Annotated in this window: 18 protein-coding genes; 12 read left to right on the forward strand and 6 right to left on the reverse strand. The window is 49.7% G+C overall.

Translation table 11 applies throughout. The features are described from left to right. Positions 1-56 precede the first annotated feature (56 nt). Genes QJT81_11460 through QJT81_11470 form a run of 3 tightly spaced genes read left to right on the forward strand, consistent with a single transcriptional unit; the run spans position 57 to position 1,074 of the window. Complete coding sequence (locus QJT81_11460; GenBank protein ID WGZ92494.1) at positions 57-236, forward strand: hypothetical protein; 180 nt, start codon at positions 57-59, stop codon at positions 234-236. An 8-nt stretch (positions 237-244) separates the two neighbouring features. Then, entirely contained in the window at positions 245-457 is a 213-nt protein-coding gene (locus QJT81_11465; GenBank protein ID WGZ92495.1) for an ATP-binding protein, read from the forward strand. Beyond that, the gene (locus QJT81_11470) at positions 454-1,074 is read left to right on the forward strand and encodes a response regulator (protein WGZ92496.1); all 621 of its coding nucleotides are present in this window, start codon (positions 454-456) and stop codon (positions 1,072-1,074) included. Before QJT81_11465 ends, QJT81_11470 begins: the two co-directional genes overlap by 4 nt. Before the next feature lie 14 nt (positions 1,075-1,088). Here the strand turns inward: QJT81_11470 and QJT81_11475 are convergent, their stop codons facing one another. Genes QJT81_11475 through QJT81_11485 form a run of 3 tightly spaced genes read right to left on the reverse strand, consistent with a single transcriptional unit; the run spans position 1,089 to position 5,864 of the window. Then, the gene (locus QJT81_11475) at positions 1,089-2,624 is read right to left on the reverse strand and encodes a SpoVR family protein (GenBank protein WGZ92497.1); all 1,536 of its coding nucleotides are present in this window, start codon (positions 2,622-2,624) and stop codon (positions 1,089-1,091) included. Beyond that, complete coding sequence (locus tag QJT81_11480) at positions 2,624-3,913, reverse strand: YeaH/YhbH family protein (GenBank protein ID WGZ92498.1); 1,290 nt, start codon at positions 3,911-3,913, stop codon at positions 2,624-2,626. Before QJT81_11480 ends, QJT81_11475 begins: the two co-directional genes overlap by 1 nt. 25 nt (positions 3,914-3,938) lie before the next feature. After that, positions 3,939-5,864 carry a PrkA family serine protein kinase gene (locus QJT81_11485; GenBank protein WGZ92499.1) on the reverse strand — a complete coding sequence of 642 codons (1,926 nt, stop codon included), beginning with the start codon at positions 5,862-5,864 and terminating at the stop codon, positions 3,939-3,941. A 384-nt stretch (positions 5,865-6,248) separates the two neighbouring features. On the opposite strand from QJT81_11485, the gene QJT81_11490 reads away from it, so the two are divergent. Both QJT81_11490 and creD read left to right on the forward strand, forming a co-directional pair. Continuing rightward, positions 6,249-6,779 (forward strand): SCP2 sterol-binding domain-containing protein, encoded by a 531-nt coding sequence (locus QJT81_11490; GenBank protein WGZ92500.1) that lies wholly within the window; start codon positions 6,249-6,251, stop codon positions 6,777-6,779. 150 nt (positions 6,780-6,929) lie between these two features. Next, entirely contained in the window at positions 6,930-8,231 is a 1,302-nt protein-coding gene (gene creD, locus QJT81_11495; GenBank protein WGZ92501.1) for a cell envelope integrity protein CreD, read from the forward strand. Here creD and QJT81_11500 read toward each other — a convergent pair. Then, complete coding sequence (locus tag QJT81_11500) at positions 8,185-8,874, reverse strand: methyltransferase domain-containing protein (GenBank protein ID WGZ92502.1); 690 nt, start codon at positions 8,872-8,874, stop codon at positions 8,185-8,187. The genes creD and QJT81_11500 overlap by 47 nt on opposite strands. A gap of 85 nt (positions 8,875-8,959) precedes the next feature. Here QJT81_11500 and QJT81_11505 point away from each other — a divergent pair, with 85 nt between their 5' ends. From QJT81_11505 to QJT81_11535, 7 genes are all read left to right on the forward strand, one after another. Beyond that, positions 8,960-10,024: a methyltransferase domain-containing protein gene (locus tag QJT81_11505; GenBank protein WGZ92503.1), complete on the forward strand. Its 1,065-nt coding sequence runs from the start codon at positions 8,960-8,962 to the stop codon at positions 10,022-10,024. 107 nt (positions 10,025-10,131) lie between these two features. Further along, positions 10,132-11,478, forward strand: coding sequence for an NAD(P)-binding protein (locus tag QJT81_11510; protein ID WGZ92504.1), 1,347 nt, complete (start codon positions 10,132-10,134; stop codon positions 11,476-11,478). Beyond that, positions 11,475-12,236: a DUF1365 domain-containing protein gene (locus tag QJT81_11515; protein ID WGZ92505.1), complete on the forward strand. Its 762-nt coding sequence runs from the start codon at positions 11,475-11,477 to the stop codon at positions 12,234-12,236. The genes QJT81_11510 and QJT81_11515 overlap by 4 nt, the downstream gene beginning before the upstream one ends. Then, positions 12,236-13,453, forward strand: coding sequence for a cyclopropane-fatty-acyl-phospholipid synthase family protein (locus QJT81_11520; protein ID WGZ92506.1), 1,218 nt, complete (start codon positions 12,236-12,238; stop codon positions 13,451-13,453). Before QJT81_11515 ends, QJT81_11520 begins: the two co-directional genes overlap by 1 nt. Beyond that, positions 13,450-14,817, forward strand: coding sequence for an MFS transporter (locus QJT81_11525; GenBank protein ID WGZ92507.1), 1,368 nt, complete (start codon positions 13,450-13,452; stop codon positions 14,815-14,817). The genes QJT81_11520 and QJT81_11525 overlap by 4 nt, the downstream gene beginning before the upstream one ends. Continuing rightward, entirely contained in the window at positions 14,807-15,277 is a 471-nt protein-coding gene (locus tag QJT81_11530; GenBank protein ID WGZ92508.1) for a DUF3833 domain-containing protein, read from the forward strand. Before QJT81_11525 ends, QJT81_11530 begins: the two co-directional genes overlap by 11 nt. Positions 15,278-15,288: 11 nt before the next feature. Further along, the gene (locus tag QJT81_11535; GenBank protein ID WGZ92509.1) at positions 15,289-15,813 is read left to right on the forward strand and encodes a chalcone isomerase family protein; all 525 of its coding nucleotides are present in this window, start codon (positions 15,289-15,291) and stop codon (positions 15,811-15,813) included. Here the strand turns inward: QJT81_11535 and QJT81_11540 are convergent. Both QJT81_11540 and QJT81_11545 read right to left on the reverse strand, forming a co-directional pair. Beyond that, positions 15,800-17,044, reverse strand: coding sequence for a GIY-YIG nuclease family protein (locus tag QJT81_11540; protein ID WGZ92510.1), 1,245 nt, complete (start codon positions 17,042-17,044; stop codon positions 15,800-15,802). The two genes, QJT81_11535 and QJT81_11540, sit on opposite strands and share 14 nt — an antisense overlap. Then, positions 17,041-19,416 (reverse strand): ASCH domain-containing protein, encoded by a 2,376-nt coding sequence (locus tag QJT81_11545; GenBank protein WGZ92511.1) that lies wholly within the window; start codon positions 19,414-19,416, stop codon positions 17,041-17,043. The genes QJT81_11540 and QJT81_11545 overlap by 4 nt, the downstream gene beginning before the upstream one ends. Position 19,417: the final 1 nt, after the last annotated feature.

Consider the following 19,417-nt stretch of genomic DNA (forward strand, 5'->3'; position numbering starts at 1 on the left):
ACCCGATCATTGAAGAAACCTTGCATTTACTGGATACCACGGAACAGTTTAAACAAGTGAAATTGAGCAAAGCGCTTTATCCCAAGTTACGTTTGGTAAATGTCAATAAAATCCAGATCGAACAGGTATTGGTCAATATGATTCTAAATGCCTTGGATGCAATGGAAGAATTTTCACCAGAAACTATTGGTAAACTGCATATCGTCACTGAACCTGTCGGCACACACGCGCGATAAGGGTTTCAGTGATTGATGAAGGCACTGGCCTACCTGAAGACTTTGCCAATAAGATTTTCCGTCCTTTCTATACCAGTAAAAAAAGCGGTATGGGCATGGGGCTACCTATCAGCAGTTCCATCATTGAGGCTCACGGTGGTAAGCTTGAGGCCATTAATAATGCCACTAAAGGCGCTACTTTTAGTTTCACCTTACCGTTAACAGGAACTAACCGTAAATGAATTACGAACCTACCGTCTTTATTGTTGATGATGATCCAGCCGTGCGTGACTCTTTACGTTGGTTGTTAGAGTCCATGCGCTTGAAAGTAGCGACATTTGGCTCAGCCGAAGATTTTCTCAAGTTTTATACAATGCACATGGTGGGCTGCTTAATTTTAGATGTACGGATGCCAGGTATGAGTGGCTTGCAATTACAGCAATTCCTGACCAAGCAAAAATACGCATTGCCCATTCTCTTTATTACCGGGCATGGTGACATTCCAATGGCAGTACGAGCCATGCAAGCAGGTGCAATGTATTTCTTAGAAAAACCGTTTGAAGATCAAGTATTGTTGGATTATGTGCACGAAGCATTAGCTTTAGATGTTGAAAATCAACAATCCCGCATCCGTTTAACCATGACCCAAGCACGTATCGCTAATCTGACCGAACGTGAGCGCGAGGTGATGGAGTTGGTGATCGACAACCATTCCAATAAAGAAATTGCCACCAAACTGGGCGTCAGCATTAAAACAGTGGAGTTTCACCGCAGTCACATGATGGATAAAATGCACGCCACGTCACTGATTGAATTAGTGAACATGGCGCGTGAAGCGACCGATAACGAAAAAATCTAGTCGCTGTTAATGGTTTAGTAGTGCTCGCCAACCAGATGAAAACTTCGCACGGTACGCCCATCGGGTTCTACCGAATGTAAATGAACGTCATACCCCCAAAGCTGATGCACGTGGCGTAACATTTCATTCACATCGTTGTTCAAAGGGCGGCGCTCATTCAACACATGCTGCAAGGTCAGCGAACGATCACCGCGTACATTCACTTTATAGATTTGAATATCCGGCTCCTGCTGACTCAAATTGTATTGCAGCGATAACATTTCCCGCACCCGCCGATACCCCTCGTCATTATGAATAGCCGCTACATCAATGGTATTTTTGCGATCATCATCTTCCAACGCAAAAAAGCGGAAATCGCGTATCACTTTAGGGGATAAGAATTGCAAGATGAAACTTTCATCACGGTAATTGCGCATCACCTGATCCAGGGTACTCAACCAATCACCACCCGCAATATCAGGGAACCAGCGCTTATCTTCTTCGGTTGGATTTTCACAGATGCGGCGAATATCGCTCATCATCGCAAATCCCAATGCATAAGGATTAATCCCACTGTAATACGGGCTATCGAAACCGGGCTGCATCACCACATTGGTATGTGAAGTAAGAAACTCCATCATAAACCCTTCGTTGACTAAACCTTCGTCATACATTTCATTCAGAATGGTGTAATGCCAAAAGGTTGCCCAACCCTCATTCATCACCTGTGTTTGCCGCTGCGGGTAAAAGTATTGCGCCACCTTACGCACGATACGGATAATTTCACGTTGCCAAATATCCAAAGATGGTGAGTTCTTTTCAATGAAATACAGCAAATTTTCTTGCGGATCTTCGGGGAAATGCCGCGCAGCCCTCTCTTCTTCACGCTCACGTCCACGATGCGGCAAAGTACGCCACAGATCATTGAGGTGTTGCTGAATGTATAACTCGCGCTCTTGCTGACGGTTTTGTTCTTCCGCCGCTGAAATGGGCGCAGGGCGTTTATAACGGTCTACCCCGTAATTCATCAAAGCATGACAAGAATCCAGCAGTAACTCGACTTGCTCAACACCATAACGCTCTTCACACTGACTGATGTATTTTTTCGCAAACATCAGATAGTCGATGATTGCTTCTGCATCTGTCCAGGTACGGAACAAATAATTGCCTTTGAAAAACGAGTTATGCCCATAACAAGCGTGCGCAATCACTAACGCTTGCATGGTCATGGTATTTTCTTCCATCAAATACGCAATACAGGGGTTGGAATTGATGACGATTTCATACGCCAAGCCCATGCGTCCCCGACTGTAGTTCTGCTCCACATTGACAAAATGCTTGCCATACGACCAATGGTTGTAAAACACCGGCATCCCGATTGAGGCATACGCATCCATCATCTGATCAGAACGGATCATTTCAATCTGATTGGGGTAAGTATCCAGCTTGAACTTATCGCGGGCAATGCGAGCAATTTCACGGTCATACGCTTCAATGGTTTCGAACGTCCATTCCGAACTGGTCGAAATACAACGTTGTTCACGGTTATTCTCGGTTGCATGTTCAGTCATTAATCGACCTCCTCACCCGCATGTTTCCTAAACAACTCACGGAAAACGGGGTAGATTTCAGCATTATTGCGTACCCGTTGAATCGCAAAACGGTCTATAAAATCGCGTTGCAAATGCTCATACAAATACCACAAGCCTTGTGGATCACGATCCCCAATCTCGATGTAAGTGTAATACTGCACAAAAGGTAATACCGTGTTAATCAGTGCATCGTGGCAACGTTGATTATCCTCATGCCAGTTATCACCATCAGATGCTTGGGCGACGTAGATATTCCACTGGCTCGGTGCGTAACGCTCTTCAATAATATCCCCCATCAAATTCAGGGCGCTGGAAACCACTGTTCCTCCTGTTTCACGCGCATAGAAAAAGGTATTCTCATCCACTTCCTGAGCTTGCGTATGGTGACGGATAAAAACAACTTCGATTTTTTCGTAGTTCTTTTTTAGGAATAAATACAGCAAGAAAAAGAAACGTTTCGCCGTATCTTTGATGTCTTGTGTCATAGAGCCTGACACATCCATCACGCAGAACATCACCGCTTTGGGGGAAGGCTTGGGCAATTTCACTTTGAGGTTGTATTTCAAATCAAAATCATCCAACCAAGGGATTGCATGAATCTTTACATTCAAACGCGCCAGCTCTGTTTGCAATACTGTCCGTTGCGTTTCAGCCAGTTCACTCGCATTGCCCTCATCCAATGCTGCCAATTCAGCCAACACTTCACGGCGACGCCGCCGTTCCTTACCACATAAGGCAATCCGACGCGCATGAGCGCTACGCATGGAACGCACAATATTAATTTGAGCGGGGTTCCCCACTTCGCTCACGCCTGCACGATGATAATCAAACGAATCCGCACTGAGTAACTGGCGTTTAACCATATTCGGTAAGGCGAGGTCTTCAAACAAATATTCCAGAAATTCTTCCTGCGAAATCTGAAATACGAAGTCTTCCATGCCCTCGCCATCAGCAGACGCTTGCCCTGAACCACTCCCGCCGCCCGCGCCCCCGGATGGGCGTTGAATGCGGTCGCCTTCCACAAACTCCTTATTACCGGTATGCACAATACTGCGTTTCCCGCCCTGCCCGTGACGAAACACCGGCTCAGAAATGTCACGCTTGGGGATCGTAATACTCTCCCCTTGTTCCATATCCGTGATGTTGCGACGGCTCACCGCATCCGACACCGCGCGGCGAATCTGTTTCTGATAGCGCTTTAAAAAGCGCTCCCGATTCACCAGACTTTTGTTCTTGCTGTTTAACCGACGATCAACAATATAGGCCATACGGCACTCCTTTGGGTCTCACCGTTTACTGCGATTTACGTACCCGTAAATACCACTCAGCCAATAAGCGCACTTGTTTTTCGGTATAGCCGCGTTTCATCATGCGTTCCACGAAATTGTCATGTTTGCGCTGTTCATCCGCTGACGATTTTGCACCATACGAAATGACTGGCAGCAAATCTTCGGTGCTGGAGAACATTTTCATCTCAATCACACGGCGCAGCTTTTCATAACTCGTCCATACAGGATTACGCCCATTGTTGTTAGCTCGCGCCCGCAGCACAAAGTTAACAATCTCATTACGGAAATCTTTCGGGTTACTGATGCCAGCGGGTTTCTCGATCTTTTCCAGATCGGCATTGAGTGCAGAACGGTCTAAAAACTCACCCGTTTCAGGGTCACGGAACTCCTGATCCTGAATCCAGAAGTCGGCATACGTCACATAGCGGTCGAACAAGTTCTGCCCATATTCGGAATACGATTCGAGGTAAGCCGTCTGAATTTCTTTACCAATGAAATCCACATAACGGGGGGCAAGGTATTCTTTAATAAAGCGGATGTAGCGATCTTGCAATTCGCGTTGGAATTGTTCCTTCTCAATCTGGCGTTCCAATACATACATCAAGTGTACGGGATCAGCCGCCACCTCGGTTGCATCATAGTTAAAGACTTTAGACAGAATCTTGAAAGCAAAACGCGTCGACAGGCCATTCATGCCCTCATCCACACCCGCTGCATCTTGGTATTCCTGAATCGTCTTGGCTTTAGGATCAATATCCTTCAGGTTTTCACCATCGTAAATACGCATTTTCGAGAACAAACTGGAGTTTTCCGGCTCTTTCAAACGTGACAGCACAATGAATTGTGCCAGCATCTTCAAGGTATCCGGTGCACACGGCGATGCTGCCAACGAACTGTTGATCAGTAACTTTTCGTAAATCTTGATTTCTTCGGTGACACGCAAGCAATACGGCACTTTGACAATCGACACGCGGTCAATGAATGCCTCATTATTGCGATTATTTTTAAAGGTCTGCCACTCAGACTCATTGGAATGCGCCAGAATAACGCCGCTGAAAGGAATCGCACCGATGCTTTCCGTACCGTTGAAATTGCCTTCCTGAGTTGCGGTCAACAACGGATGCAGCACTTTGATCGGTGCTTTAAACATCTCTACGAATTCCATCAAACCTTGGTTCGACAAGCACAAGCCACCGGAATAGCTGTAAGCATCAGTATCGTTTTGCGGAAAATCCTCCAGCTTACGAATATCAACTTTACCGACCAGTGAAGAAATGTCTTGGTTATTTTCATCGCCCGGTTCGGTTTTGGATACTGCAATTTGGTTGAGGCGTGAAGGATAACGCTTTACGACGCGGAACTTAGTGATGTCACCACCGTATTCGTGCAAGCGCTTAACCGCCCAAGGCGACATCACCGTTTTCAAATAACGGGCTGGGATGCCGAAATCTTCTTCCAAAATCGCGCCATCTTCCTCCACATTAAACAAACCCAAAGGGGATTCATTAATCGGTGAACCTTTGATGCAATAAATCGGGGCTTTTTCGATCAGTGCTTTGAGGCGTTCTGCGAGGGAGGATTTACCACCGCCCACCGGCCCCAACAAATACAGCACCTGCTTGCTTTCTTCCAAGCCTTGCGCTGCATGACGGAAGAAGGACACGATTTGCTCAATGCACTCTTCCATGCCGTAGAATTCAGAAAAAGCCGGATAGCGACGGATGACTTTGTTGGAAAACATCCGGCTCATACGAGGATCGCGGGACGTATCGACTAACTCCGCTTCACCGATGGCGTACAACATACGTTCAGCGGCGGTGGCATAAGCCATAGTATCGCGCTTGCACAGATCCAGATACTCTTGCAGCGAATACTCTTCTTCTTGCAAAGCTTCGTATCGAGATTGATAGTGATTGAAAATGCTACTCATTGTGTACCCCTTCACGGTAAATACGAGGGCAGGTAACTGCCCTGCGATGTATATACAGACAACTATCTGCTTCTGATAGTGACAGTTTGCAAGTCAAATGCCAAGTGACTGCAAACTGGCTAATGTTGAATTTCCACCTACCTTTTACTGTAGACAACTAATTCATGAAAAAGTGTAATCAGCCCCTTTCTCATGTTCATAATTTAAACTGAAATACCCCTTGCAAACACAAATAGCGGACAAACGGAGGGTCTTCCGTTATCTACGTAAAAAGAACCTTTCCTCGCTATGCTTTATCTGCTATATCAAGGCTGTTGTGTTAACCAATCATTATCATTGGATAACTCAATGCTAATAAATGAGAGAAATGAGGAGGAATTTTACATGTTGAAACAGATGACGCTGGCGTCCTGCCTACTGGTATTGGTTGCCGCCCCCACCCACGCTGCTGAGTTCATGGATGCTGCATGGGCGAAACAAGCCTGCGATGCGTGGAATGCCGATACCACCTTAACCACGGGCTTGATGGATAATGACGGCTATTCCTGGATCAAAAATGATAACAGCCGTGGCTACAAATTGGTGCAAATGTACCGCACTGATTGCGGTGAAAGCACCAAAGTACAATTGAACATCAGTTTGCAGGGTGATAAAGCCATGTGTAACTACGGCGGTGCACCGGATGGCAAAAAAATGGATGCCAGCTACGACTACCTCATGCACGCTACTGATGCAGATTGGGCTTGTATGGGCGAAGGCAAGTTCGGTTGTGGTGCAATGGGGGCAATGAGCACGGGCAAACTCAAATTCACTGGCCCCAAAATGGAAGCCATGAAAGTCATGGGGCCGTTTGAGAACTTCCTGAAACTCACCGGTAAAGTTGCAGGCACTAAAACCGAGTGTAAAGCTAAATAAATCAACATACCTGACGGGGTGTAAGTCTACACCCCGTTTTATGCTATTATCCGCCCCGTCAATACTAGGATGAAACGTATGTCGGAGCAGACTCCTCTTCAGATGCAAAAATCCCTTTTACATAACTTGTCGCAATCTTTGGGACTGCGTGTGCTGATCATCATCCTGCTGGGATTGCTGATGTTGATCCCCTTATTTCTAGCGGAAAGAACCGTTAAAGAGCGTCAAAGCTATTACCAAAACACCTTGAACAATGTTGCTAATCTTTGGGGTGGCAAACAAACACTGACAGGCCCGGTGTTAATCGTGCCTTACGTCGAACATTTCACCAGCGTTGATACGGTTACGGCTGAAAACGGTGAAAGCCGCGTTGTTAGCAAAGACATTTACAACGACCGTACCGCGATTTTGTTACCGGAAAAACTTGAAATCCGCGCCAACCTCAATGAAGAACACCAGCAACACGGTATTTACGATGCCTTGGTGTACACGACGACGATTAGTTTAAGCGGTAAATTTAATCACTCTCAAGTGCTGCAATCCAGCGAAGGTGAACGCCGGATTGTGTGGGATAAAGCGTTTATTGCGCTTGGTTTGACCGATCCACGCGCCATTGATACTGCTTCCACATTTTTTTGGAATGATGGGCGTATCGACTTGGAACCCGGTACGCGCTTGAGCAAATTGCTCCCTACCGGTTTTCATGTGCCGCTCAGTGTTAGCGCTGATAGCGACACCACCAATGAATTTAAACTCAGCATGACCGTGCGTGGCAGTGATGGGCTGTTTTTCGCGCCCGTAGGAGAAAATACCGCCATTCGCATGACATCTGCTTGGACTCATCCCAGTTTTCAGGGTGACTTGCCCCCCAATAAACAAAAAGTGACGGAAGCAGGCTTTCATGCTGAATGGGACATTCCCCATCTCGTGCGCAGTTACCCGCAATACTGGGTGCTGGAAGATCAACAAACTTACGACTTGCACAGCATTAGTGCGGGCGTAAATTTGCATGAACCTGACCCACTGTATACCTTAGTGAACCGTGCCGTAAAATACGGTGCATTATTTATTGGCCTGACATTTCTGATGTTTCTGGTATTTGAAATCAGTCTCAAACAACGCCTGCATGTCTTGCAATACAGTCTTGTTGGCGTTGCATTAGCGCTATTTTATTTGATACTGCTCGCCTTAGCTGAACATATCGGTTTCTTGTATGCTTATATCGCTGCATCAGCGACCACAGTACTGAGTATCACGGTTTACACTGGGTTTATCTTGCACAGCAGCCGTCGGGCTTTCCTGTTATTGCTATTACTGACCATGCTGTATGCCCTGTTGTTCTTCCTCTTACAGATGGAAGATTACGCTTTGTTGATTAGCGCGGGGCTAGTGCTGTTAGCGACGCTTATGATGATGTATGTGACTCGTCACCTGCTTTCCACACCCAAATAACATCGTTACGCGGGTCACGGTAATCGGCCTCCAAACGGCTGATCGGCAGTGCGGCAAACAAGTTAGCAACACGGCGGGGCGGTAACATGGGATGCCCCACCTTAAAACCCGTTTGCGCATTTAACCAAGTGCGCAAACGCGCCAAGGTTGGCATACCCTCCCCATGAAACCGGCTATTGGGTGTATGGATATACAACACCCCTGCTGGCTTAAGTAAACCACACAATTGCCGCGCAAAAGCCTGATCGTTTTGGCAGTAATACCAGCAAATCCGGTTAAAAATCAGATCAAAGCTCGCCGCTGGCAACGCTTGCGTCTCTTCCAGATACCCCAATGACCAATGCAGCGTTACACCCGCATCCGCTGCTTTAGCTTGAGCAAATGTTCTATAAGTGCGGGAAATATCATGCCAAGTCACATCCGCGCCTCGCTGTGCCAATGCTACGCTGTATTGCCCGGCTCCTGCCCCCATATCCAGCACACGCTTGCCTGCTAGGCCACCTAATTTTGCTTCCAGCGAATCCAATAGCACATGATCCACCATACGCCATTCGGCCTCGGCATACTCCAACGCCCATGCCGGATCAACCGGATCCCAACCCTTTTCTGGGCGATGCCATTTGCTGTGCAACCAATTAATCATGACTATTGCCTTCGGTTTTTGTTAATTTTTATGATTTCACAAGATGCCATACCACAGAAACATTTACAGACAAGAGGTTCACAGCATGGATGAATTCACCCTCACTTGGCAAAGCGCCGTCGCTACACACTGCGACCGTTTATTTGTCAATAACATCCCCAAAGCCAGTGAGCATTTGGTAGGTGCTGCCACCATCACTTTTCCGCGTAGCCAATTCAATGACCAGCAACGTCAATTCACGCTCGAACCCAAAGTCGGGCGTTTTTACCCGCACGCTTACGCATGGGAAGCGCTCGGTTGTTCGCGCAGCGATTTTCGCCCGTTCCGCGTCATCGCCACCACCCCAAACACCTTGACGATTGACCCCAATCACCCGCTTACACCTTATACACCCAGCGTAAACACCCCCGCTAATGTGGCGCAAGAGCAAGACATCATGGGGTTATTCATGACCAATGGTTCAGGAATGCAAGCCCCCTACCCCGGTATTGCGCCGGATTACTATGCCATTTACCCATTCACCCGCAAGGATGACCGCACCGATACCGAGTACTACAGCAACCCGCGTTTAGTAACCCATTTGGACAAAACCGCGATAGCACAAGTGACGGCGCTGTACGGGCGCTTGCTACAAACGGGGATGCACATCCTTGATTTGATGAGCAGTTGCGTATCACACCTGCCGGATACGCTTGATGTGCAAGTCACAGGACTCGGCATGAATCAGGTGGAATTAGCCGCGAACCCACGTTTGCAACAATACGTCGTCCACGATCTCAACCACGCGCCGCTATTGCCGTTTGCGGATGCTTGTTTTGATGCAGTGATTTGTACGGTATCTGTCGAATACCTCACACAACCATTGGAAGTGATGCGCGAGTTAGCACGGGTCGTTAAAGTCGGGGGTATTGTCATAATGACGTTTTCCACACGCTGGTTTCCCAATAAAGTGATTGATGTGTGGGCAGAGATGCACCCATTCGAGCGCCAAGGCTTGGTACTGGATTATTTCGTAAAAACGGGGCGGTTCATCGACTTGCATACTGAATCGGTGCGGGGCTTACCACGCCCGATGGATGATCCGCATAGGCGGGAAACAGCCATGTCTGATCCGATTTTTTCAGTGTGGGGAACTGTCGTTCCCACCTAACTCCCGATAACCCCACAAAACCTTCGTTTTTTAGCACTTCCCTGCATCCATCACGCATACTCGACCGTACAAGTAAGGTATAGGTTTAGACAAAGGAAGCGCGGAATATGTACAAGAAAAGTGTGGCAATTATTGGTTCAGGTATAACAGGACTTGCATCCGCATGGCTGTTACACCCACGCTACAACGTCACCCTGTTTGAAAAAAACGCCTACATCGGTGGGCACACCCACACCATCGACGTACCCGAACAAGACCGCCAGATCCCCGTCGATACTGGCTTTATCGTCTACAACGACCGCAACTACCCCAACCTGATTGGGTTATTCGCACAACTCGGCATTGAAACCCGCGACACCGATATGTCGTTCGGGTTTTCGCTGAATCAGGGCGAATTGGAATATTCCGGCTCTAGCCTCAACACCCTGTTTGCACAACGCAAAAACCTATTCCGTTTAAGTCACTGGCGTTTGCTCAAAGAAATCATGCGTTTCAACAAAGTCGCGCACCGCTTGCTCGAAAACCCTGCCGCTGTCACCGCCATGAGTTTGGGTGAAATGCTCGACGCGCACCAGTTTTCCCGCGATATGCGCGAACATTACCTGTTGCCAATGGGTGCGGCGATTTGGTCATGCCCGGTTGACACCATGCTCACGTTTCCCGCGCTCAGCTTCCTCCGCTTCTTCGCCAACCACGGTTTGATTGATCTCCACAACCGTCCCCAATGGCGGACAGTTTGCGGAGGAAGTTCTTTTTATGTGCGCAAACTTCTCGCCGAAATGGGCGACAAAATCACCCTTCAATCCGGCGCAATACGAGTAGAGCGCAGCACCACGCAAGCCAGCGTCTTTACCGACACCGCCAAACACGACTTTGATGCGGTGATTTTTGCCTGCCACGCGGACGAAGCACTTGCTCTACTCGCCCAACCCAGCGCAGAAGAGCAACGCATCCTCGGTTGTTTCCGCTACGAAAAAAATCGAACCTATTTGCACACTGACGCAAACCTCATGCCCGTCAATCGCAAAGTGTGGTCGTCCTGGAATTATCTCGCCACCAGCCAGCCAGAATACGCCAACGCTCGCCAACAAATGACTGCGACCTATTGGATGAATAACCTGCAAGGGCTGGACACCAGCACCGATTATTTCGTCACCCTCAACCCGTATCAGTTGCCGCGTGACCAACACATCATTGCCGAAATGACTTACGAACACCCGATCTTCGACCAAGCCGCCGTCGCCGCGCAGCCGCAACTTGCCAGCCTGCAAGGGCAACAGCAGTCGTGGTTTTGTGGCAGTTACCACCGCTACGGCTTCCATGAAGATGCCATCGCCTCGGCGGTGAAGGTTTGTGCAGATTTCGGCGTTACCCCGGTTTGGGTCAAAGCACAGGAAACGACGACTCCTCAGCCTGTGCTTCCGTTGTCGATAGCTGGAGCGGTCATACCATGAATACACTTGCACCTGCGGCTGTCTTTCCCTCAACAGTCATGCACAGCAGGCGTTTTCCGGTGAGTTACCGTTTCAGCTATCGCGTTTTTAGTTTGTTAGTGGACATCGACCGGCTGGATGAAGTCGGGCGTAACCCACTGTTTTCCATCAACCGTTTCAACCTGTTCAGCCTTTACCAGCGTGACCACGGCGCACGCGACGGCAGTGCTTGGCGCGGCTGGGCGGAAACCTTATTGCGCGAGAATGGCATTGACGCTGCGATTGGCAACATCCAATTGCTGTGTTTCCCACGTATCTTGGGTTATGGCTTTAACCCGTTGAGTTTGTGGTTCTGCCATGACGCGGCGGGCAACTTGCTGGCGGTGATTTGCGAAGTGCGCAATACCTTTGGTGAACACCACCATTATTTGCTACCGGTAGCCGCTAATGCCGCCATCGTCACCGGCAGCAAGCAGAAAGTGTTTCATGTGTCGCCCTTCATGGGGATGGAAGCCCAGTATGAATTTTTCATCCATCCACCGGCTGACACGGTAAAAATTCTGATCCACGAATACGAGGGCGACGAATTGGCGCTGATTGCCAGCCAACAAGGGCAACGCCAGCCGTTTACCACTGGCGTTTTGCTGCGGCAATTTGCACTTATTCCGTTTATGACACTCAAAGTCATGACCTTGATTCACTGGCAAGCCCTGAAAATCTGGCTAAAAGGCGGCAAGTTCTATCGCAAGCCTGCGCCCCCAACGGAGACCGTAACCTAATGCCCTTAGAGACCACCCTGAACCCGCCATTAGCGCCCAGTTTTGATCATTTGCCCACGCTGAAACGCTGGCTGTTGGCAACGTTTGCCCGCATTCAATACGGGCGGCTCAGCATTCATTTGGATGGCGAGTATTACGTGCTGGGGCATTCCGACGAATTGCACGCCAGCATTCACATTCACCGCCCCTTGCGCCTTGCGCTGAAATGTTTGACCAAAGGCGATTTAGGGTTTGGTGAAGCCTATATTGCGGGCGATTGGTCAAGCGACCACCCAGCGGATCTGCTGACCCTGTTATTACGCAATTGGGAGCAATTCGGCAATACACTGGATAGCCGCAAGCTGCTACGCAAACCTGCGAATTGGTTTCACCAACTGCGCCGCAACAGTGTCCGCAATAGCCGCAAGAACATTGCCCACCATTACGACATGGGCAACGATTTCTACCGCGAATGGCTAGACAGCACCATGACGTATTCGTCAGCGTTGTACACCACCCCAGACTTAAGCCTAGAACAAGCGCAACGTGCCAAATACCAACGCATTTTGGATGAATTGCAGGTGCAAGCAGGGCAAACCGTGCTGGAAATCGGCTGCGGTTGGGGCGGTTTCGCGGAAATGGCAGCCGAACAGGGTTGCAAAGTGCACGGCATTACCCTTTCCAGCGAACAATTGGCCTGGGCGCAACAGCGTTTGGAACATTTTGGCGAACAAACCGTGCTGGAATTGCGCGATTACCGCCACCTGGAAGGCACTTACGACCACATTGTCTCGATTGAAATGTTCGAGGCGGTGGGTGAACAGTATTGGGAAACCTATTTCCAAACGTTGCAACGTCACCTCAAACCGGGCGGACGTGCCGTGTTGCAAATCATCACCATTGGCGATGACTGGTTTGAAACCTACCGGTCGCGGGCGGATTACATCCAACGCTACATCTTCCCCGGCGGGATGTTGCCAAACCCTGCCAACCTCGAAAAACTGGTGGCGGGTAGTCACCTCAAGCAGATTAATCAACTGAGTTTTGGCAAGGATTATGCGCGGACACTGCGTGAATGGGATGAACGCTTCATCGCTGCCCTGCCAACGCTACGCCCGCTGGGGTATGACCAACGCTTTGAACGCTTGTGGCGTTATTACCTCGCGTATTGCGAAGCGGGTTTCAACGAGGAACGCATCGACGTGATTCAGTTAACGCTGGAGAAACCCTTGTCATGATGAAAGCCGCCCATTATCGCCAATTGCTGTTTTACGGCTTACCGGGGCTGCCGCTGGCGATGTTGGGCTTACCATTGTACGTGTATTTGCCGTCGTTTTATGCACAAGAATGGCATCTGTCACTGACGGTGATTGGCGTTGCACTACTGGCGGCACGCGGCTTTGATGTCATTACTGATCCGTTGATTGGCTGGGCAAACGACAAGGTAAACAGCCGTATTGGTCGGCGTAAATTTTTCATTTTACTGGGAACACCGTTATTACTGGTAGGGTTGGATTATTTGTTGCGCCCTGTCGGTAATGTCGATGGGCTGTATTTGTTTACTTGGTCAATGGTCACGTATTTGGGTTGGACGTTGATCAGCATCCCTTGGCAAGCGTGGGGGTCGGAAATGACCCACGATTACCACGGCAAAAGTGCTTTATCCGCCAGTCGTGAGGTGTTTGCTATCCTCGGTACGGTGGTGGTGATTAGCTTGCCGTTTTTGATCGGCGCAATGGATAACATTGCACTCACGCTCGACACCCTTGCCAAATTATTGTGGGTGTTATTGCCCTTGAGCCTTTTTCCCGCCTTGGTATGGTTGGTGGAACGCCGCCAAGTGCGTCGGTTCGCGCCCTTGCGCAAGGTGGGCAGCATTCTCTCAGCACATCCCGCGATACGCCAGTTGCTGCCCGCTTATTTTATTAACAGTTTAGCCAATGCCCTGCCTGCTACCTTGTTCATTTTGTTTGTGACCCATGTGTTGCACGCGCCTGAACAGGTCGGCACGGTGCTGATGGTGTACTTCCTCAGCGGTATTGTTGGTCTCCCGCTGTGGTTGTGGCTCGCCCGTCGCATCGACAAAAGTCGGGCGTGGGTATTGGCTCTTGTGTTGTCGGTGGCAGCGTTTGCGTGGGTGCCGTTTTTGGGCGCAGGCGATGTGTATGGGTTTCTCGCCATCTGTGTTGTCAGTGGTTTGGCATTGGGGGCTGATGTGGCGTTGCCTGCGTCAATGCAAGCGGATATTGCTCAGCAAATGGAACATCAGGGCAATCCGCAAACCGGCTTGCTGTTTGGTTTGTGGGGATTGCTGACGAAATTAGCACTGGCTTTGGCGGTGGGGATTGCATTTCCGCTATTGGATTGGGCGGGCTTTGCGCAAGATGCAGCCCTGCAAAGCGATACAACCTTGTTAACCATGGCTTTATTGTACGCCGGACTGCCTGTATTGCTGAAAAGCTGGGTGATTTGGCGCATGTGGCGATTTCCTTTCAGTGAAGTCGATTTTCGGGATTATTGGGAGATGAGTTATGCGAATGCGCTCTATTCTGCTCGCCCTTCTGCTTTTCACAATGAGCGGGTGCAGCAGCATGAAGATTGAAGATTACGCCGCGTTTGAACCAAAGCTGGATCTATTTGCCTATTTTCAGGGCAATACCCGTGGTTGGGGCGTGTTTCAGGATCGTAGCGGTGCGTTGAAACGCCAGTTCGTGGTCGACATCAAAGGCGAGGTCAACAAGGATGGCGAATTGGTGATGACTGAAGATTTCGTGTGGAACGACGGCGAAATCTCCCAACGCATTTGGTACATCCGCAAACAAGACGCACACCGTTACAGCGGGCGAGCGGCGGATGTGGTCGGCGAAGCGCAGGGTGTGGCTTACGGTAATGCGCTCAATTGGCAATACGATTTGAATCTGCCAGTAGATGGCAAAGTCTGGCAGGTGCATTTCGATGATTGGATGTATTTGCAACCCGATGGCGTATTGCTGAACCGTGCGAAAATGAGCAAATTTGGTTTCACCTTGGGTGAAGTGACGATTGCATTTCAGAAAAAGTAAGGAGTAGCGAGATGTTACGGAAAAGTTTATTGCTGGCATTGTGCTGTTTACCGCTGACAGTAGCGGCGGCTGTTCCCGCTGGCTTGCAAACCGCAGGCAAAGGCGAAGCACTTTACCTTGGCATGATCAAAGTGTACGACGCGGAATTGTCGGTTAGCCCTGATGCGAGTCGTGCTACGGTGCTGGATGCAGGGGTTTCGCGCTGCTTGAAGCTGGATTACGCGGTGGAATTGACTGCCGACAAATTCACGCTTGCCGCCGAAACCGTGCTGAAACGCCAACATGACGCGGCAACCTTGGCGCAAGTTCAAGCACAATTAGATCAGCTTCATGCGGCGTATGCTGATGTGAAGGTGGGCGATATTTACCAGATGTGCTATGACGCAAAAGCGCAAACCACCAGCTTGCTGTTGAATGGCAAGGTGATGACGCGGGTGAAATCCGCTGAATTCGCTGAAGTGTATTTCGGGATTTGGTTAGCAGAAAAGCAGCCGATTGCGCAGAAACTGCGGGAACAATTACTCACCGGGCTGTAGATTGACGCAACACCAAGCGCTGCTCGGTCGTATCATACTGGTAATGCGCAATTTGTTCCGTCAGCAATAAGCGAATTGCTTGATCAATCACCTTAAGTGGCACCACAAACCATTCGCGTGGGCTATGCCGCTGCCCTGCCGCATCAAATATATCCAGATTCAAACAAGCCTCGGCAAACAGGGTGTGCAAGAGCCATTCCAGCTTTTGCGGATTCAGGTCATAAGTCTGGTACTCCGCCAGCACCTCGACTTCCGCCAGCAGATAGGTTGGCTCTTGCACTGCATTTTTCAGACGCTGGGTAAGTGCTTGATTGGAAAAACCAATTTTGTGCAGATAAGGCAATTCCAGAATAGCCGGATTGCAACTCAAAGAGCGCAACACATAAATCACCCCAGTCTGTGTGCCGGTTTCACTGACTCCGGCAAAGCCCGCACTAAAACGGGCGTGCGTTTCCGCTTCGGTATCGGTGACGATATAACCCTCCTGATACAGCGCTTTCGCTAGGGAACGGTAGAGCATGTTCGATTCCGTAGCGTTTTCAAACACGCAATACGTGCGCCCGTCTTTGCGGTAACGCCTGCCATTCACCGTTTTTTCTGTTGAAGTGAAGTGGACGCTCACCATTTTGAGCAAAATGCCATTCAACACATAATAAGCGCCATCGACCAATTGCTCGCCCTTATCCGTGAAAGGCAACAGTTTGCGTTTCCCTGCGGCTAATTCGCGGTGTACCTGCTTAAACTCGGCTTCATACGCCGCAAACTCAGCCGGGTTACACGGCTTACGCTTGGCAACATACGCACTGCTGGCGCGGGGTATTACGCTGATATGCTGCAATTGCAAAATACTGTCCGCAGCCGTTTCCTCGGCGGATACGCCCCCTAATAAACCCAGCGGGTCATCCAAAACATCCGCGACCGTTTCAATGGTGGGCATATTAGGGAGCGTAATCCCCGCCAACAAACCAAAACGGTCAGCAGCTTGTAGGGAAACGACCTTTTCAGGGTCATCACGCAACCCTTGCAAACGGCTGTATAGCTTGCGCTCTTGAATATCCCGACTGGCGATAGGTTCACGCCCATGCTGCTCAAAGAAGGTATTAATTTCCTCAAATGCCGCTAATAGACGTTCATCAGCGGAAACCCCGTTGCTGGCATTGGGCTTCACCGCTAACAATCCCAGAGGGTCATTGTGCAGAATGGCTTGCATTTCCTTATCAAAGTCGATCATGCCGGATTTGCCTGTGCTGCTTGTTGGGCTTGGTGCTGGCGGCGTTTATTGCGTAGGTAAACCAACGCTTCCGCCATGCGTTTTTCCAGTGGATCAGAAGCATTAATATGCGGTTCACGCCCGTGTTGCTGCATAAATGAGCCGATTCTGTCACGGTACAAAATCACCGCCTCTTCATCGGTCATCTGAATGCGCCCCGCATCAATGGTTTCCTGAATCACTTTGAGCAAAGATGCTGTCACCGATTTGGATAACACTTCAAAGGCTTTCTGGAACGGGTTTACGCGGTCAATCAAGTCAATGTGCAAATCTTCGATATTGACAAATTTGCCCGCCATGCGCACAAACTTCTTATCGCCGACCTCCTTGATTTCACCGTTTTTGATAGCGGAATCCGCTACGACGTGTTGGCGCACTTCCTCGACTTGCTCATCGTTCAAATCGGGGTATTTGGTGCGGATAACCCGTGGAATCAGCACCTTGTTAATCACTTCCGGGTCAATAAACTCGCCGGGCAGCACTTTCAGCAAGGTACTGTCTTGCAAAATACTCGCCTTCAAATCGTTCAAGTCCGACTCAACAATCGCTTTCACCCGCATAGAGGTCGGCTCTTTGAAACCGCGAATGTGGATAGTCCCCACTTCTGGGGTTTGCGTATCATCGGGGTGCTTAGTCTTGAATTTAAAATTAGGCGCAAGCACTTGTTCCATTAACAGCGAGGCGGTAATCGCTTTCAGCATATTATTGACGGACAGCTTCACCTCGCCATCCGCTGCATCCGGCTGCGCAATCAGGTTGGTAAATTGCGCATGGGTTTTGTTCGGGCTATCGCGGGTAGCACGCCCAATAATCTGAATGATTTCGGTCAACGAACCGCGATAACCCACCGTCAGCGCGTGTTCGCAAAAAGGCCAGTCGAAACCTTCTTTCGCCATGCCCAACGCAATGATCAGATCCATATCATCGGGGCTATTGAGAGTGCGCAGGTAAGCCACGATCTTGTCACGGTCTTTGGGATTATCGTTCACCAAATCCGCCACTTTAATAACCTTGCCATCGGTTTTGCGGCGCACGAATAACACCCCCGTCGCGGAATCCTGCTTTTCCACCTCACCGATAGCATCAAGAATGTAATTCACCTCATCATGCTTTTGCTTGGTCGACTCACCCGCGTTGACATTGGGGATGTGCAAAATGGTTTTCTTGTCCGTATCCAAAATCTGCGCAATCGCGCTCAGGTAACGCCCCTGATAAAAATGATAGCCAATCCCCAACGTTTTCAAGTGGGTATAACCGTTCAATTGCTCGTAATAGTTGTAAGTCACTTTGCTGAAACGGGCTTCATCTTCGGCTTGCAGCACCGGCACGCTATCCCCACGGAAATACGAACCCGTCATGGCGATAATATGCGCGGTGGTATGACTCATCACCGAGCGCAACACTTCACCAAGGCGATTATCGGCATCCGCCGATACATGGTGAAATTCATCAATCGCCAGCAACACGCGGTTAAAACGGCTTTCTTCCACCGCATCAAAGGCAAAACGCAAGGTAGCGTGGGTACAAATCAAAATCGTCGCCGCCGTGTCATCCAAAAACTTGCCGAAAGCTTTGACCTTGCTGGACTCACCACCGGGTGTACACAGGTTGTAAGCGTCATTCACCTCCCAATCCGCAAAGAACCCGTGGGCGCTCAGGCGAGCGCTGGCAAACGAGGCACCGATGGAACGTTCCGGCACGGCGACAATCACCTTTTGCACGCCTTGATTGAACAGTTTATCCAGTGCCAGAAACATGAGGGCGCGGGATTTGCCAGAGGCTGGCGGAGCTTTCAGCAACAGGTATTGCGCGTCACGCGCCTGAAACGCCTTGGCTTGCATTTCACGCATTCCCATGCGGTCAAGCGCGATGCTGTTGCCGGTTTGGGCGTAGGTGACGTTGACGAGATTGGTGGGAGAGGAACGCTGGGAAGCGACGGTAGGGAGGGGTTTCTTTTCTTCCCTTGGTGGGTAATCCACTTCAAACGGTTTGACCTGACCTTTGACGGGGAAAGGTTCGATGGCACGCGCATCCGCCAAAATCCATGCCCAATCGCCGGAATCTTCGCAATCTTGCGCGGTGTTGCGGTCACAGCCTGCGGCTTTGCCGTGTAGTTTGGCATTAAACGGTACGCAATCCACCAGCTTGACGTGCGCGACTGCCATACCAGAGGGGTAAAGCGTGCCATCCCGCATCCGTTGCCCTGCCATGTTCTTACTGGCACCGATCAGCAAATCGCCTCGGTGGGCGTAGTGCCAACTGCGGATTTCCACGGTCTTGCTGCCATCGGCAATTTGACTTGCCCACGGTTGGCGTACCATTAAACATTTCATT

It is taken from the genome of Candidatus Thiothrix putei, from assembly GCA_029972225.1.
Lineage (GTDB): Bacteria > Pseudomonadota > Gammaproteobacteria > Thiotrichales > Thiotrichaceae > Thiothrix > Thiothrix putei.